Annotated in this window: 12 protein-coding genes and 1 tRNA gene; 6 read left to right on the top strand and 7 right to left on the bottom strand. The window is 62.8% G+C overall.

Going from position 1 to position 15,654, the window contains the following annotated elements:
- Positions 1-51: 51 nt before the first annotated feature.
- Positions 52-2,319, bottom strand: coding sequence for an FdhF/YdeP family oxidoreductase (locus LDB26_RS00790; RefSeq protein WP_257539797.1), 2,268 nt, complete (start codon positions 2,317-2,319; stop codon positions 52-54).
- Positions 2,320-2,781: 462 nt separating this feature from the next.
- Here LDB26_RS00790 and LDB26_RS00785 point away from each other — a divergent pair, with 462 nt between their 5' ends.
- The 5 genes from LDB26_RS00785 to LDB26_RS00765 all read left to right on the top strand — a co-directional run bounded on the left by LDB26_RS00785 (position 2,782) and on the right by LDB26_RS00765 (position 5,663).
- Complete coding sequence (locus LDB26_RS00785; RefSeq protein ID WP_156415228.1) at positions 2,782-3,528, top strand: hypothetical protein; 747 nt, start codon at positions 2,782-2,784, stop codon at positions 3,526-3,528.
- Between the two features lie 198 nt (positions 3,529-3,726).
- The gene (locus LDB26_RS00780) at positions 3,727-3,948 is read left to right on the top strand and encodes a hypothetical protein (RefSeq protein WP_062063036.1); all 222 of its coding nucleotides are present in this window, start codon (positions 3,727-3,729) and stop codon (positions 3,946-3,948) included.
- 86 nt (positions 3,949-4,034) lie between these two features.
- Positions 4,035-4,823: a spermidine synthase gene (locus LDB26_RS00775; RefSeq protein WP_257539795.1), complete on the top strand. Its 789-nt coding sequence runs from the start codon at positions 4,035-4,037 to the stop codon at positions 4,821-4,823.
- Positions 4,824-5,002: 179 nt separating this feature from the next.
- A tRNA-Ser gene (locus tag LDB26_RS00770) sits at positions 5,003-5,094 on the top strand.
- A 17-nt stretch (positions 5,095-5,111) separates the two neighbouring features.
- On the top strand, positions 5,112-5,663 hold the full coding sequence (locus LDB26_RS00765) for a phosphotyrosine protein phosphatase (RefSeq protein ID WP_306812072.1): 552 nt from the start codon (positions 5,112-5,114) through the stop codon (positions 5,661-5,663).
- On the opposite strand, the gene LDB26_RS00760 is transcribed toward LDB26_RS00765, so the two are convergent.
- The 3 genes from LDB26_RS00760 to pgeF form a co-directional block, all read right to left on the bottom strand.
- Positions 5,632-6,840: a carboxylate--amine ligase gene (locus LDB26_RS00760; RefSeq protein WP_062063033.1), complete on the bottom strand. Its 1,209-nt coding sequence runs from the start codon at positions 6,838-6,840 to the stop codon at positions 5,632-5,634. The genes LDB26_RS00765 and LDB26_RS00760 overlap by 32 nt on opposite strands.
- Positions 6,837-7,814, bottom strand: a complete 978-nt coding sequence (locus LDB26_RS00755; protein WP_257539791.1) for a hypothetical protein — start codon at positions 7,812-7,814, stop codon at positions 6,837-6,839. The genes LDB26_RS00760 and LDB26_RS00755 overlap by 4 nt, the downstream gene beginning before the upstream one ends.
- Positions 7,815-7,936: 122 nt before the next feature.
- Positions 7,937-8,698 carry a peptidoglycan editing factor PgeF gene (pgeF, locus tag LDB26_RS00750; RefSeq protein WP_257539789.1) on the bottom strand — a complete coding sequence of 254 codons (762 nt, stop codon included), beginning with the start codon at positions 8,696-8,698 and terminating at the stop codon, positions 7,937-7,939.
- 154 nt (positions 8,699-8,852) lie between these two features.
- On the opposite strand from pgeF, the gene LDB26_RS00745 reads away from it, so the two are divergent.
- Positions 8,853-10,469: an amino acid permease gene (locus LDB26_RS00745; protein WP_062063029.1), complete on the top strand. Its 1,617-nt coding sequence runs from the start codon at positions 8,853-8,855 to the stop codon at positions 10,467-10,469.
- Between the two features lie 43 nt (positions 10,470-10,512).
- On the opposite strand, the gene LDB26_RS00740 is transcribed toward LDB26_RS00745, so the two are convergent.
- The 3 genes from LDB26_RS00740 to LDB26_RS00730 are packed head-to-tail and all read right to left on the bottom strand — an operon-like array spanning position 10,513 to position 15,653.
- Positions 10,513-11,145, bottom strand: coding sequence for a DJ-1/PfpI family protein (locus LDB26_RS00740; protein WP_257539787.1), 633 nt, complete (start codon positions 11,143-11,145; stop codon positions 10,513-10,515).
- Positions 11,108-12,583, bottom strand: a complete 1,476-nt coding sequence (locus tag LDB26_RS00735) for an efflux transporter outer membrane subunit (protein ID WP_257539785.1) — start codon at positions 12,581-12,583, stop codon at positions 11,108-11,110. The genes LDB26_RS00740 and LDB26_RS00735 overlap by 38 nt, the downstream gene beginning before the upstream one ends.
- Positions 12,576-15,653: an efflux RND transporter permease subunit gene (locus LDB26_RS00730; protein ID WP_257539783.1), complete on the bottom strand. Its 3,078-nt coding sequence runs from the start codon at positions 15,651-15,653 to the stop codon at positions 12,576-12,578. Before LDB26_RS00730 ends, LDB26_RS00735 begins: the two co-directional genes overlap by 8 nt.
- Position 15,654 lies beyond the last annotated feature (1 nt).

Below are 15,654 nucleotides of genomic sequence, written 5' to 3'. Positions count from 1 at the left end.
GGAAGGCGAGGCCGCCGGATGAGTCCGGCGGCCGCCAGTGCGGTGGATCAGCTAGACCGCGACGACCCGAACCGGGATCGACTTGGCAGCCGGGGTGCCGCTCATCCGATCATAATAATCGAGCGGCAGGAGTGGGTTGAGTTCCGGATAATAGCCCGCAACCGCACCGCGCGGCATCGGGTAATCGATGATGGTCAGCGCATCCACGCGCCGTCTCATCCCCTCGCCGCCGATCGTTTCGAGCGCGATTCTTGCCCCTGTTTCCAGTCCGCGAGCGATCCGATCCTCCTTGTTCATGAATAGGATCATCCGGTCGTTATATACGCCGCGATAGCGATCGTTATAGCTGTAGATCGTCGTATTGAACTGGTCGTGCGAGCGTACGGTCGCAAGTCGCAGCATCGCCGGATCATCGACCCGGTCATTCACGTCGAGGCCAGGCAGAGGCAGGAAATTGGCCTTGCCGTTTGGGGTCAGCCAGACCAGCCGCCGCGGCGCAACGTCGAGATGGAAACCTCTGGGCTCCTTGATCCGTTCGGAGAAGTCCGCATAGATCTCGGGATAGACGGCAGCGATCTTGTCGCGAATGAGGTCGTAGTCGTCGATGTAGCTCTCCCAGGGAATCTGGCTGTCCGGGAGCGCGGCCATCGCCATGCGGCAGACAATCTCGACCTCGGGTTTCAGGTCCGGGCTTGCCGGAGCAAGCACCCCGCGGGAAGCCGTGACGTTGGACATGGAATCCTCGATCGTCACGAACTGCTCGCCGCGCGCAGTCTCGATCCGTTCCGAGCGCGCGATGACGGGCAGAATGAGGGCGTCCCGCCCATGAACCAGATGGCCCCGGTTGAGCTTGGTGGCGATGCCGACGGAGAGCGAAAGCTTACGCATCGCTGCATAGGCGATATCCGTATCGGGCACGGCGCGCACGAAATTGCCGCCCATGCCGATGAAGACTTTGGCGGTGCCGTCGAGCATCGCCTCGACCGATTCCACGGTGTGATGACCATATCCGCGCGGCGGTTCGAAGCCGAACACGTCACGCACCCGGTCGAGATAGGCCTGGGTGGGCCTCTCGTCGATCCCGACGGTGCGGTCGCCCTGCACATTGGAATGGCCCCGGATCGGCGAGATGCCTGCGCCGGGCTTGCCGTAATTGCCCTTGAGCAGAAGCAGCCCCGCGACCTGCTGGAGAAGGCGCGATCCCTGCTGATGCTGGGTGAGGCCCATGCCATAGCAGATGATGGTCGCCTTCGAGCGGATGTAGATCTCCGCGCAGCGCCGGATCTGCACTTCCTCGATGCCGGACGCTGCGACGATGTCGCCCCAGTCGAGCGCCATGGCCTCGTCGCGCACCGCTTCCATGCCGGCCGTATGCTGACGGAGGAAGTCGTGATCGAGGATCGTCTCGCCCTTCTCCTCGCGCTCGAACATGACCTTCATCATGCCCTTGAGGAGCGCAAGGTCGCCGCCGATCCTGATGTGCACGAACTCGCTGGCGATCGGCGTCGATCCGAAAGTCGCCATCTGCACCAAATCCTGCGGCTCGGTGAAGCGGATCAGCGCGCGTTCCGGCATCGGATTGACCGCCACTATCGGCACGCCGCGTTTGCGGGCTTCCACCAGATTGGTCATCATGCGCGGCGCATTGGTGCCCGTATTATGGCCAATGACGAAGATCGCCTCGGCATGCTCGAAGTCCTCGAGCACGACAGTACCCTTGCCGACCCCGATCGCAGGCGGCAGGCCGCGGCTCGTGGGTTCGTGGCACATGTTCGAGCAATCCGGGAAGTTGTTGGTCCCGAACTGGCGGACGAAGATCGAATAGAGGAAGGCCGCTTCATTCGGCGTGCGGCCCGACGTATAGAACTCCGCCTCGTGCGGGGTGTCGAGCGCGCGCAGATGCTTACCGATGAGCGCGAAAGCCTCGTCCCAGGAGCAGGGAACATATGTGTCGCTCGCGGCGTCGTAGCGCATCGGCTCGGTCAGGCGCCCCTGCATTTCAAGCCAATAATCCGATTTCTCCATAAGCTCGGCAACGGTATGCCGGGCGAAGAATTCACGCGTGACGCGGAACTTGGTGGCTTCATGCGCGAGCGCCTTTGCACCATTCTCGCAGAATTCGAGGGTCTTTTTGCAGTCCGCATCCGGAAAGGCGCAACTCGGGCATTTGAAGCCGCCTGGCTGGTTCATCGCGAGGAGCGCGCGCGATCCCTTGGTGACGACGCTCTGTTCCAGAAGAACCTTCGCAGTGGCCGCAGCCGCGCCCCAGCCACCGGCCGGGTGATCATATGCCTTATAGCGGGGCTGTTTTTCGACCATTCCGGTATGCTCCAGGGGCTGGGACAGAGCGTGAAAGGCTACACCTTCCAAACCCGCTGTTCCACGGATTTTGCGGCTCGGACTCCCGTTGAAGATCGGCAATCATGGCGCGCCACCTCGCTTCGAGCGCCGTGATCATCGACCAGACGAACTGCCCAACATCCAACCGCCGGTCGACATGCTCCGCTATCGCCAGGGCTACGCACCTGGAATGAGTTGCCCCGCCTCTATCATTCGGGGGGCAAATGAGAGGCGGGACAAAAGGCTTACGCCCCATGCTGGGGATTGTTCCTCCTGGAAGCGACGCAAGCGCCCTATCTGGCGGCGGGTTCAATCCAGCGCGATATGTCGAGCAATAGACCAGCTTTCTATTTGGCGGATTTTTTGCCTTGCTATTATATGCGCCATCAGGCCGCACAGCGTTCGTATGGAAGAGGGGGGATACAGGAAATGCAATCGCAAATGGGGGAACCGGTTGACCGGTGGGTCATGGAAAGTGGCAGCATCTGGTTGTGGGGCATATTGGTTCTGGCCGCTGTGGCATTGACCCTGAAAAATCGACGCTTGCCGTTGTTCGGTCTGGTCCTGATCGCCGCGACAAGCGCCTTTTGGCAGGAATTTTTCGGTGACTGGGGTGCCTATCTGGCCTGGAACCCCGCTTTTTCCCGTCTGCCCTTCTGGGGGGACATGGCATTTACCACCCCGGTAAAACCGCTGTTCATACCGTTCAGTTGGGGTTGGTGGTTTGCGGTATCGCTGCCTCTGCTGACGTCGCTGGTTATGGTGCTGGGCCGCAGGCTCCGGTTTCTGCCCGTGCAAGCCTGGGCGATGCTCGTCGCCTTTCCCCTCTTCTTTGCCTATCAAATCTATGTCGAGGGTAGTTCCGTCGCCAACGGCTGGTGGACATATGATGCGATTGTCGGCCCGACGCTGGAAAGCGATAAAGGGCAATTGCCGCTCGTGTTCCCTGCGCTGATCGCTTTGTGGGCAGGCTGGTTCGTCGGCATATTGGCAAATCGTGGCATTGACGGTTTTATGTCGGTGGAGCGTCGCTTCGGCGTGCATGGCGTTCCCGCGGGTTGGAGGCGCGAAGCAAGGCGATTGTGGATAATGATCGGGCTTTTCCAGATCACCTTCTTTGTCGTCAATATCGCACCTGCCATGATCGGTCGCGCTCTGTTTGGGGGGCCGAGCTTACTCGTTCCGTGAACCTGCTGAGCGCGGGCCCATAGGCCCCGTCCGGCAGGGCATGCAGCAATCCTGCGGCTGGCAGAAAGCAGCGCGGGCGCGACGCGGACGCAATTTTGCCCGAATGGCTCCCAACACTCATAAGGGGGGCCATTCGCTGCTCCATATTGGCCGCCGACGGGTTTCCATGCGTCGACAATCCCATGGGAATGGCGATGCATGGAGCGGCTTTGCGGGAAAGACCTTGATCCTGCCGATGTCCTGCCGCCCTGCACTGGACAATCCGATCCCGACAAAGCATGGATGTTTTTCCAGCAGCTTTGCCAGCAACTTTGGATGCCGATTGCGATACTGACCATGCAGGCCGTGAATATTTCCGCAATCTATCCGCTGATCGTCGGGACAAGGGCCGACGATGCCCATGGGTTGCCGCGGCTCTGAAGCCGGGCAACCCCTGAAAATCATCTAACGCGAAATTTGAAGCGCGCCGGCTGCCGTCAGCCGCGTCGCGATCGTTAGGGATGGGCATGCATATCTGGACCGAAGTGGCACGAACCGGCCTTTCCGCCGGTGACGAAATCCTATTGCTGAGAAGAAATGATCTCTATGAAATCCGGTATAACGGCATGGAACTGATGAGCAGTTCCTGCCATCAATCGGAAGATTTCCTCGCGGAAAAGGCCCTGCGCCTGCTGGGCCGGCCGGCCAGGAAGGTTCTGATCGGCGGTCTGGGCCTGGGCTATACGTTGAGGATGGTGCTGAACTTCCTTGATGATGGCGCCGAAGTGGTCGTTTCGGAAATCGTGCCAGAGATCGTGCATTGGAACAGACGCTATCTCGGCCATCTTGCGGGCAATCCGCTTGACGATCCGCGCGTCGAGGTCCGCGTGGAAGATGTAAGGCATACGCTGGAAAACGGGCACGGGACTTATGATGTCGTGCTCATGGACACCGACAATGGGCCTGATCATCTGGTCCGCACGGAAAATGGCGACATCTATCGGGAATGCGGGATCAGGGCCGTCGAGCGCGCCCTCACTGCGGAAGGGATCGCCGCCTTCTGGTCCTCGAAACCGTCCCCTCCGTTCGAGAAGCGGCTGGATGCTCTGCCATGGACCTGGCGTTGCGATACGGTGGCTCTTACCGGCGGCAGGGTGGACGCTTTCCACCATGTCTATCTGGCAAGCCGGGATGCGGCGAGCCTCCAATATCCGCGCGTGGTCGGCGCCGCACCGGCTATGACGGTGATCCCGGGAAGGAACGCAACCGCACCACATCGGCTAGAGTCAGCTTCGTCTTTTCAACTTCTCTGCTGAAGCCGATCACCGCCGCGAAACGACGCAGGCTCTCGCAATCAAGCAAATTTCACTTGCCGCGATCCGATCGATCGCGCCGCGCAAACCCGGAAATTGTTTCTCTTGCAAAGGAAATGGGCAGCCCGTATAATCGAAAATATATAATATATTCAGTATATTACAGAAAATTCTAGCAGGCCGGAGACGTGAGTGAGTGGCTGAAACCAGCGGTTTGCTAAACCATCGTGCCCTGAATGGGGCACGATGGGTTCGAATCCCGGCGTCTCCGCCATCTTTCCGGCTTTGGATATGATTCGATCGCGTTTCGGCACATTTCGCGGACTGGTCCGGCTGGCGCTTTCCTATCCGCAGGCGCTGTTCCACCTCGCCGAGGAAAGACGGCCCGACCCGGCGGAGGTGCGGCGTCTGGTCTTCGTGTGTCAGGGCAATATCTGCCGCAGCGCCTTTGCCGAGGTCGCCGCCCGTTCGGCAGGCCTGCGAGCCGCGTCCTTCGGCCTTTCCGCGGCCAGCGGGCGGGGCGCGCACGGTCCGGCCATCGCCGCCGCCGCCGCCTTGGGCTATGATCTGTCGGCGCACCGGGCGCTGGACGCCGGCGATTATGTGCCGGAAAGCGGCGACCTGCTGCTTGCCATGGAAGTGCGCCAGCTTCACCGGCTGGCGGCCGACCCGCGCCTTGCGGACCGGCCACGCCTGTTGCTGGGCCGGTGGACGCGCCCGGCTTTACCGCATCTGCATGATCCCTATGGGCTGGATGATCGCTATATGGCGCAATGCCTTTGCCGCATCGAAGGCGCGGTCGATGCGCTGGTCAAGGGGTTTCCCGGCGCACGGCTTTCCTGAATATCTGCGCCATATCCCGCATCCATGGCCGCGGATCGGAGAGGGTGAAGATATAATAGCGCGTCCGCGGATCGAAAAAGGCCAGGACATAGCCGATCAGTTCCCGCACCGGGCGAATGGCGAAGAAGGGATCGCTGATCCGGCGCGGCGCCAGCAGCAGCCGGGCGAGCCGTTTCGTCTCCGGCACCATGTAGCGCGCCCGCAAATGCCCGCGCGCCGGGCTGGCCGCATCCTTTTGCCCCAACACCGTCCGGCGATAGGCTTCCCACGCGAAATGCGCGCCGCAATGCCAGGCCAGCGGCATGCTGCCCCAGAAGCGCCCGTTCACTTCCATCAGCCAGTAATGCGTGCCGTCATAGCGATATTCGACCATCGCCGGCCCTTGCCAATCGAGCGCGCGCAGCAGCTTTTCGGAGAGCGCCATCTGCGCCGCATGACGATCCATCGGCTCCGCGCGGCACAGCGTCGACACCCCGCCTTCAGGCGGCCATTCGTGCAACCGCCGGTGCTGGAAGCGCAGCGTGGCGCGCGCGCCTTCCATATGGAGCATCTGGCCAAGGCCCACCCCACCGCAATATTCCTGGATCAGCGGCCAGCGCCCCACCGGACGATAACGTTCGAGCAGCCGTCGCAATTCATCGGCGGAGCGGACATATTCCGCCTTGATCCATTCCAGTCCACATTCGCTCAGGAACGCCATCGCCTCGGGCGGATTGGCCCATTTCACGACCACCGGATAGCGAAGCGCCGCAATGCGGTCCGCGAAATCCTCCGCCGCCATAGGTTGCCATGTCCGGGGCACGCGCAGCCCCGCCGCCATCGCCGCTTCCAGCGTGCAATTCTTGTCGATCACCTTCCGCAACCGGTCGATCCGGGGAACGAGCAGATGACAATCCCCCATGCGCGCGGGCAGTTCGGCCAGTTCCAGAAGATCGGATTCCGATGTCGCCAGCAGCGCCCCTGCCCCGGTGCGCGCGATCAGGTCGGGGAGCCATGCGGCAATCGGCCCCTGCGGCCGGTCGAACGCGGCCGTGCAATAACGCGACGCGGCGGCCGTGCCGGACGCCGCCCGCCCGACGCCATATACCGGGACGCCATGGCTTCCCAATTCCCGCATGATGGTAAGGCCGATTGCGCTGTCGAGGCCCAGCACGATGGCACCGGCATGGCGCGTCACGCAGGGGCCAGCTTTCTTTCATAGCGCCAATTGGCCCAAAGCTGCTGCATCATGCGCGATGCCGTGCGCGCGCGATTGGGCCGCGCCAGCGTGAAGGCGGAGGCCCTATGGTCGGCCAGCAGGGGAGGAAGGCCGTCAAATCCTCCTGCCTCGATGCCGGGAAGCCGCTGCGCCTCCCTGCATAACCGCTCGAACCGGCGCATCACAGCGCGGTTGGGCCGCGTCCGATCGCGCGAAAGCATTTCGAAACTGTGCGTGACGACGACGAAGGCGTCATGCCGTTCATGCGCGGCATGGCGCAGGCCCGCGCGCATTTCCGCGGCGGACATGGCGCAAATCTGGGCGGGGCGGAATCGGCCCGGCCGATCCGCTATGCCCGAAACCGGCACCTCGGTAATGCCCAGCCGGTGATGCGGCCCGGCAAGGCCGCGCATGGAAATGGCGCAATCCCCGCCCAGATAGGCGGGGTTGACGCTGCTGTCCCACCGGATGCCGATTTGGGCCAGGGCGCGTAGCGTATCGTCGTTCGCACCGAAATTCCCGGCGCGAAAAGCGGTGACGGCGGGCGCCCCCGCCTCTTCCAGCAATCGCTTGCCAAGGCTCAGCAGCAACGTCTGGTCGGCAAGGGAGAAATCACCGATATTCCGGCCCTGCCGTCCGTCGACCGGCGATGTTTTCGCCCATTGCAGCCATTCGCTATGGATATGGAGCTGAATGTCATGGCCTCGCCCGACAACCGCATCGACAATGGGCCTCAGAAAATCGGGGCCGTAAAGCAGCGCGGGCAGGGGATCGAGGAAAAAGACGCCCTTGATGCCGTGCCGCTCCATCAGCGTCATCTGCCACCCTATGCCATAGGGCTGACCGTCCACCTCGCCCCAGATGGAGCGGCGCAGATTCTCCTCCAACCCCGCCCCGCGCTGGTAAAGCGCGGCGGACAATTCCGTATCGACGGTGATGAGCAGCATGGTCATGGGCAGTCCGGTCCGGGGCGTGACGCAGGATTTTAGCAGCCAGATATTAAGGACATGTAATATTGCGGCCCGATGTCTGTTTTCCTACGGATTGGTCAGGCGGGTCGGCGGAAGGGCATCCCTTAATCCGTCAGCGCGATCATGGAAATCTGGCGGCCATAATCCGCTTCGCCGCGATGGCAGGAACGGCGATAGCTGAAAAAGCGGTCGGGCTGGCCATAGGTGTCCTCATCCAGCATCCCGATCATGCGAATGCCCGAATCGGCAAGCCGCGACGCCACATAGGCGGCGATGTCGAACTGGCAGTGCCCCTCGCGCCCCGGCGTAAAGAATCGCGCATTGGCCCGCTCTTCCTGTTCGAACCGCGCGGCGAAATCCGCCGTCACTTCATAGGACGCTCGGCCGATGCAGGGACCGATGGCGCAGGCTATATTGGCCCGCGTCGCGCCCAGCGCCTCCATCGCGCTGATGGCATTGTCCGTGACGCCCGCAATGGCGCCCTTCCATCCGGCATGGGCCGCGCCGATCACGCGGGCCTTCCTGTCCGCGAACAGAACCGGCACGCAATCGGCCGTCAATATTCCCAATATGATGCCGGGCCTGTCCGTCACCATGGCGTCGGCGGATGGGCGCGCCTCTTCCGCAATCGGGCCGGTGACCGTCACGACGTCGGGCGAATGAACCTGCCGCACCGTGACCAGCGTTCCTCCCGGCAACAGCGCGTCGCGCGCCAGATCGCGGTTTTGCAACACCGCTTCCCGCTCGTCTTCGGACCCCAGCCCCACATTCAGGCCGCTATGCACCCCCGTCGAAACGCCACCCTTTCTGCCCGCGAAACCATGCGTCACGCCTGCCAGGCTCTGTGCCCGCAGCAATTCTATCATCCTGTTTTCCCTCGCGGCCCGTTGAAAATCCGTGTCCCGGATACGCAACATACTTGCGCGGGACAGATTAGGCGATAGTTTCCGTGTCAATGCCACTTCGGCAAAAGTGGCCTTGCGCCGCTTCTGGGGACAAGATGATCAAGGGGCTTCAACCATGATTTTCGGGCGTATCAAGCCTCTGGACGCCATATTGGCCACGGCGGAGAAAAAATCTCTCGCCCGGACCTTGGGACCGATCCAACTGACGCTTCTGGGTGTCGGGGCCATCATCGGCACCGGCATTTTCGTTTTAACCGCCGCCGCCGCGCAAAAAGCCGGGCCGGGCATGATGTGGAGCTTCGTGATCGCGGGGCTGGTCTGCGCCTTCGCGGCGCTCTGCTATTCCGAACTGGCTTCGATGGTGCCGGTTTCAGGGTCCGCTTATACCTACACCTATGCGGTGGTGGGCGAATTGCTCGCCTGGATGGTGGGCTGGGCGCTCATCCTGGAATATGCGGTCGCGGCCAGCGCCGTTTCGGTGGGCTGGTCGGGCTATTTCATGGGTCTTTTGAAAAGCGTGACGGGGCTGGAACTGCCACAGGCCTTATCCGCCGGTCCCGTATGGACCATGAACGGCCTGATCCCGCATGCAGACTTCACCCATGGCTTCATCAACATTCCGGCTATCGTGATCGCATTGGCGGTGACGGCGCTGCTGGTGATCGGCACGACCGAAAGCGCGCGCGTCAACGCCGTGCTCGTCGCGATCAAGGTGGCGGCGCTCACCGCCTTCGTCGCCCTGACGTTGCCGGTAATCGACACCGGCAATTTCTCGCCCTTCGCGCCCAATGGCTGGTTCGGGCCTCCCGGAACCAGCGGCATGGGCATCGTCGGCGCGGCCGCCTCCATCTTCTTCGCCTATGTCGGCTTCGACGCGGTTTCGACCGCGGCTGAGGAAACCAAGAATCCGCAGCGCAACGTGCCCATCGGCCTGATCGGCAGCCTCGCGATCTGCACCGTCTTCTACCTCTTCGTCGCCGCTGGCGCGATCGGCGCGATCGGCGCGCAGCCGGTGCTCGGCCCTGACGGCCTTGCCGTGGCCCCCGGCTCGCACGGTTTTGCGGCCACCTGCGCCACCGCCGCCCATGCGGGCGATCTGGTCTGCTCCAACGAAGCGCTGGCCCATGTGCTGCGCGCGATCAACTGGACCGTTGTAGGAAATGCGCTGGGCCTCGCCGCCAACCTGGCTTTGCCCTCCGTCATCCTGATGATGATGTTCGGCCAGACCCGCATCTTCTTCGTCATGGCCCGCGACGGCCTGCTGCCGGAAAAACTCGCCAGCATCCATCCGCGCTTTCGGACGCCCCATGTCGTGACCATGGTCACCGGCGTCTTCGTCGCGATAGGAGCCGCGCTGCTCCCGGTCGGCCAGCTTGCCGACATTTCAAACTCCGGAACATTGTTTGCTTTCTTCATGGTTTCGATCGCCGTACTCGTGCTCCGCGTAAAAGACGCAGGCCGCCACCGGCCTTTCCGCACGCCGCTAGTCTGGGTGATCGCGCCGGCCGCCGCCATCGGCTGCGTGTTCCTCTTCCTCAATCTGCCCTTCGACGCGCAACTGGTGCTGCCTGTCTGGGGCGGTCTCGGTCTGGTGCTCTATTTCCTCTATGGCTATCGCAAGAGCCATGTCGGGCGCGGCATTATAGACATCCATGAAGATGACGCCGACGCGCCGCCTCTGCCGGTGCCGCCTATGCCCGGCGCACATACGCCCGGCGGCAAGGACGCCTGATCCAGAAGGGCGGGATAGCATTAGCGGCCCGCCCTTTTTCCCGTCAGCCCGTCCGGCGCCAACTGGCGCTCTGCGCGTCCTTGACGAAGGGCAGGACATTGGCGATGGCCCGCTCGACATAGGCCGCCTTCTCTCCCACCGGCGCGACATAGTGCAGCGCCGCTTCCGCCTCCGCGCGTCCCGCCAGACGCAGAATCAGCCACGCCGCCAGATACTGACTGGCGAGGCAGCCGCCCGCCGTCGCCACATTGCCATGTGCAATGAAGGGCGCGTCGATCACTTCCACACCCGCTTCCTCGACCCAGGGCCTGCTGGTGAGGTCAGTGCAGGCAGGGAGTTTTCCGATGAGGCCGAGCTTGGCGAGCAGCAGCGCCCCGGAACATTGCGCGCCAATCAACTGGCGCGCCGGGTCCAGCCGGATGCGGCGCAACATGTCGACGTCCGTCGCGATCCGGCGTGTGTTGACGCCACTGCCGATAAGGACCGCATCGGCCTCCGCCGCATAGTCCAGTGACTGTTGCCGGACGATCGTGACGCCATTCATGGATGTCACCCGTTCGGTGGGAGAGGTGATGCCGATCTCCCACCTTTGCGGGCGCATCCGGCCTAGAATCCCGGCCGCTATGAAGGAATCGAGTTCATTGAACCCCTCGAACGTCAATATCGCTATCCGCATTGCCAGCCCGCCTGTCTGAATCCCCGGCTTTCGGGGCAGCAGCCTGCCATCCGCCGCCCAGCGCCTTGAACAGGTCTATGCGGGCCGATCCCAGCGCCTGCATAGAGCCAGTCAGCGCAATGCGGCCCTGAACCAACTGCCGTTGCGCGTCGAGCAGGTCGAGGAACGAAATCGCCCCCGCCCTGTAGCGCCTTTCAGCTAGGCGATGCGCCGTTTCCGCCCTTGTCACGGATTCGGCAAGCGCATCGCGACGCCCCTGCTGCGCGGCATAAGCGGCCAGCGCCTGCTCTACCTCCTTGAACGCGCCGAGCACGACTCCGTCAAATGTCGCCAACGACGCCTGCGCGCCCGCTTCGGCCTGCGCCACCCGTGCCCGGGCCGCAGCGATATTGGGGAAACTCCACGAAAGCAGCGGACCTACTGAAAAGCTGAAGGCATCGCTCCCCCTGACTTGATCGTTGCGGAAGAAATTGCCCGAAGCGCCCAGCGAAATGCGGGGATAGAGATCCGCTGTCGCTATGCCGATACGCGCCGTGTCAGCGGCAAGGCGCCTCTCCGCTTCCCGCACATCCGGCCGCCGCGCCAGCAGGCCAACGCCATCGCCAACGGGAATGGAAGCAACCGGCGCGGGCGAACGAATGCAATCCCGCGCTTCCACCGGGATGTCGGCAGGCATGCCTCCGACAAGGGCGGCCAGTTCGAACAGGCGCGCCTGCCGCTGGCCGACCAGCGGAGGCAACGCAGCCCGTGCATCCGCCAATGCTCCAGCCGCACGCTCGACGTCGAAGGTCGCGGCCGAACCTGCCGCAAACCTTGCCTGGGTCAGCGCCAGTCCCTGCTGGGCAATGCGGATCGACTGACGCACAATAGCTTCGCTTTCGCCCAGGGTGCAGGCGTCGGCATAGGCCCGCGCCGTTTCCGCCACCACGACGACAACGACGCGATCCCGGGCGGCAGCAATAGTCGCGGCGTCGGCGCGCGCAGCTTCGATCGAGCGGCGCACGCGACCAAACAGGTCGGCTTCCCATGCGACGGCCAAGCTGCCGGATTGTGACCATTGCTGCTCGCTGCCCGCGAACTGCGCGCCCGCATTGGGACCGAAGCCATCGCCATAGCTGACACCACCGTTCAAGTCGGTGGACGGCAGGCGCGCCATTCGGGATTCCTGCAAAACGGCCTGCGCCCGGCGAAGATTCGCGGCCGCCACACGCAGGTCGGTATTGGTGACCAGTGCCTGTTCGATCAGGTGATCGAGGACAGGATCGTCATAGAGGCGCCACCATCTGTCCTGGCCCTCCCCCGATTGCGTCCCCGGCGCAGACGTGATGAAGGCCCCCGCAACGGTGGGCAGCGGCGCGGGCGGCTGATAGTCCCGCCCGGCGGCGCAACCGCTCGCGAACAGCGTCAATGCGAGCGTCGCGGCCTTGGCGCTATGCATGGGTCGCCTCCATCTCCGCGATCTGCCGGGCACGAGGACCGCCCGCCGCCGCGCGATGATCGCGCGCCACGAAGCTGTAGATGGTCGGCAGCACGAACAGGGTGAAGAGCGTTCCGATCAACATGCCCATGACGACGACGATGCCGATCGCGAAGCGGCTTGCCGCCCCCGCCCCGCTGGCGAAGAGCAGCGGGACAAGACCCGCCACCATCGCCGCTGTCGTCATCAGCACCGGCCGCATGCGGATTGCCGCGGCTTTGCGGATCGCGGCGATACGGTCCAGCCCTTCGTTTTGCTGTATCTCATTGGCGAAGGACACCATTAATATGCCATGCTTGGAAATAAGGCCGATCAGCGTAACCAGCCCGATCTGCGTGTATATGTTGAGCGTGGTGAAGCCGAGGTAGAGCGGCACCAGCGCCCCGCACACCGCCAGCGGCACCGTCACCAGAATCACCAGCGGATCGCGGAAGCTCTCGAACTGCGCCGCCAGCACCAGAAAGATCACCACCAACGCAAAACCGAAGGAGAAGGTCAGCCTGTCCCCTTCCGTCACATATTGGCGGCTGTCCGACAGCCAGTCCACGGTCATGCCTGCCGGCAAGGGTTGCCCCTTCAGGAAATCGACCGCCTGCCCCATGGTGACACCAGGGGCCAGCACGGCGGACAGGGTGGCTGCGTTCATCTGGTTGAATTGGGGTAGGCGGTTCGCCTGCGGATGCATGTCGATCCGCACGACCGTGGAGAGCGGCACCAATATTCCCGATGCTGCCTTTACATAAAATTGTCCCAGCTTGTCCGGCGTTAGCCGCCGTTCGCGCGGCACCTGGACGATCACATCATAGGACCGCTCATGCCAGTTGAAGCGATTGATGTAATTCTCTCCCACCAGCGTCGCCAACGTAGAAGCGATGGCATCCATGCTCACCCCCATCTCGCCTGCCTTGGCCCTGTCGATCACCATGCGGGCTTCCGGGCTGTCAAAAGCCAGATCGCTGTCGACAAAAGCGAAAAGCCCACTCGACCATGCCGCGCCCTTCAGCTTTTCCATGCTGGTGAACAGGGCTGGAAAATCCTCGGACGAGCGAATCACCATCTGCACGGGCAACCCACCGCTGCCCGCAGGCAAGGGCGGCGGCTGAAAGGCCGTGGCGAAAACGCCGGTGATCGCGCTGCCCTTGGCGTTGAGTTCCGCCTGGATCGCATCGGCGCCCCGTGGTCGTTCGTTCCATTCCTTGAGGATGATGCCGCTGAAGCTGCTGTTCATCCCATCCATACCCATCGTGATGAAGGTGGAGACATATTCGGGGAATTGGCGAAACATCCGCTCCACATCCTGCGCGAAGCGGGCCGTGTAGTCGATGTTCGCATATTGCGGTCCCTTCGTCTGGACGAGGACGAAGCCCTGATCCTCCTGCGGCGCGAGTTCGCGCTGCGCGCCGCTGAACAGGATCACAATGCCCACCAGCATAGCGACACCCATCGCCAGCACAGCACTCCGCGCGGCGAGCGTGCGGCCCAGCAACCGGTCATAGCCTGCGATCAGCCGCGCCATGCCATGTTCGATCCGCTGGGCGAATTTTCCTTCCGCGACCTTGTCGTTCAGCAGATAGCTGCTCATCATCGGCGACAGGGTGAGCGCGATCACGCCTGAAACGATGACGGACGATGCCAGCGTGAAGGCGAACTCCCTGAACAACGCGCCGGTAAGACCACCCATCAGGCCGATAGGCGTATAAACCGCCGCTAGCGTAATCGTCATCGCGATTACGGGGTTGACGATCTCCCGCGCGCCGATCAGCGCGGCCCGCACGGGGGTCAGACCTTCCTCGATATGGCGATGGATATTCTCCACGACCACGATGGCGTCATCCACGACTAACCCGATCGCCAGCACCATCGCCAGCAAAGTCAGCAGATTGATCGAAAAGCCGAAGGCCAGCATCAAGGCGGCCGTGCCAACCAGCGAAAGCGGAATGGTGAGCACGGGAATCAGCACCGCCCGCAGCGATCCCAGGAACAGGAAGATCACGATCACGACGATCAGAATCGCCTCCACCAAGGTGCGGAGCACTTCGTCGATAGAGGCATGGACGAAATGCGCCACGTCGAACTGGTTGAAGACTTCAAGGCCCGGCGGCGTCACGCGCTGTATACCGGGCAGGAGATCCTGCACGCCTTTGACGATATCCAGCGGATTACCGTCGGGGGTAGGAGAAATCGCAATGAATATGGCCCTGCTGCCATTGGCCAGCGCCATCGTGTCGTAATTCTGCCCGCCGATCTCCACAGTCGCGATATCACGCAAGCGGACAACGCCGTCCGCTCCGGACTTCACCACCATGTCTCGGAAATCGTCCAGCCCGCGCAGGTCTGTCAGAGCCGTGATGTTGATGGCAGTGTCCGCGCCTTTGAGCTGGCCCGGCGCGGCCTGCACATTATTGGCCCGGAGCGCCGCAGCGATATCGCCCGCAGACAATCCCCTCGCAGCCAGTTTGTCGGGATCGACCCATATCCGCATCGCCAAGGTCTGCCCGCCATAGATATCCGCCGCCGCTACACCAGGCACCGCAGTGATGAGCGGTTGCGCGACCCGCGTGGCGAAGTCCGTGATCTGCGGGACGGTCAGCGTATCACTGACGAAGGAGATATACTGGATGGCAGAAGCGCCATCGGTGATCTTGGTGATGACGGGATCGGTCGCGCCGGGAGGCAGGCGATATTTCACCTGCTGCACTTTCGCGAGCACCTCGGTCATCGAACGATCAGCGTTGGCGTTGAGCACAAGCTTCGCCTTCACCTGGCTCTTGCCCTGGGTGGAGGTCGATGTGAGATATTCGATGCCGTTCGCCGTCGCGATCGCCTGCGCGATCGGCGTGGTGACGAAACCCTGCATCACATCCTGCGTCGCGCCCGGATAACTGGTATCGACCACGATGGTCGCGCTTTCCATCTTCGGATATTCCCGCAGCTGCAGCAGGAAGAAGGATATGCCCCCCACCAGCAGGATCAGCAGGCTAACGACGATGGAAAGTATCGGGCGGCGTATGAAGATATCCGTGAACCGCATG

The organism is Sphingobium sp. CFD-1 (assembly GCF_024611115.1).
Lineage (GTDB): Bacteria > Pseudomonadota > Alphaproteobacteria > Sphingomonadales > Sphingomonadaceae > Sphingobium > Sphingobium baderi_A.
This window is presented reverse-complemented; position numbering and strand designations above follow the sequence as displayed.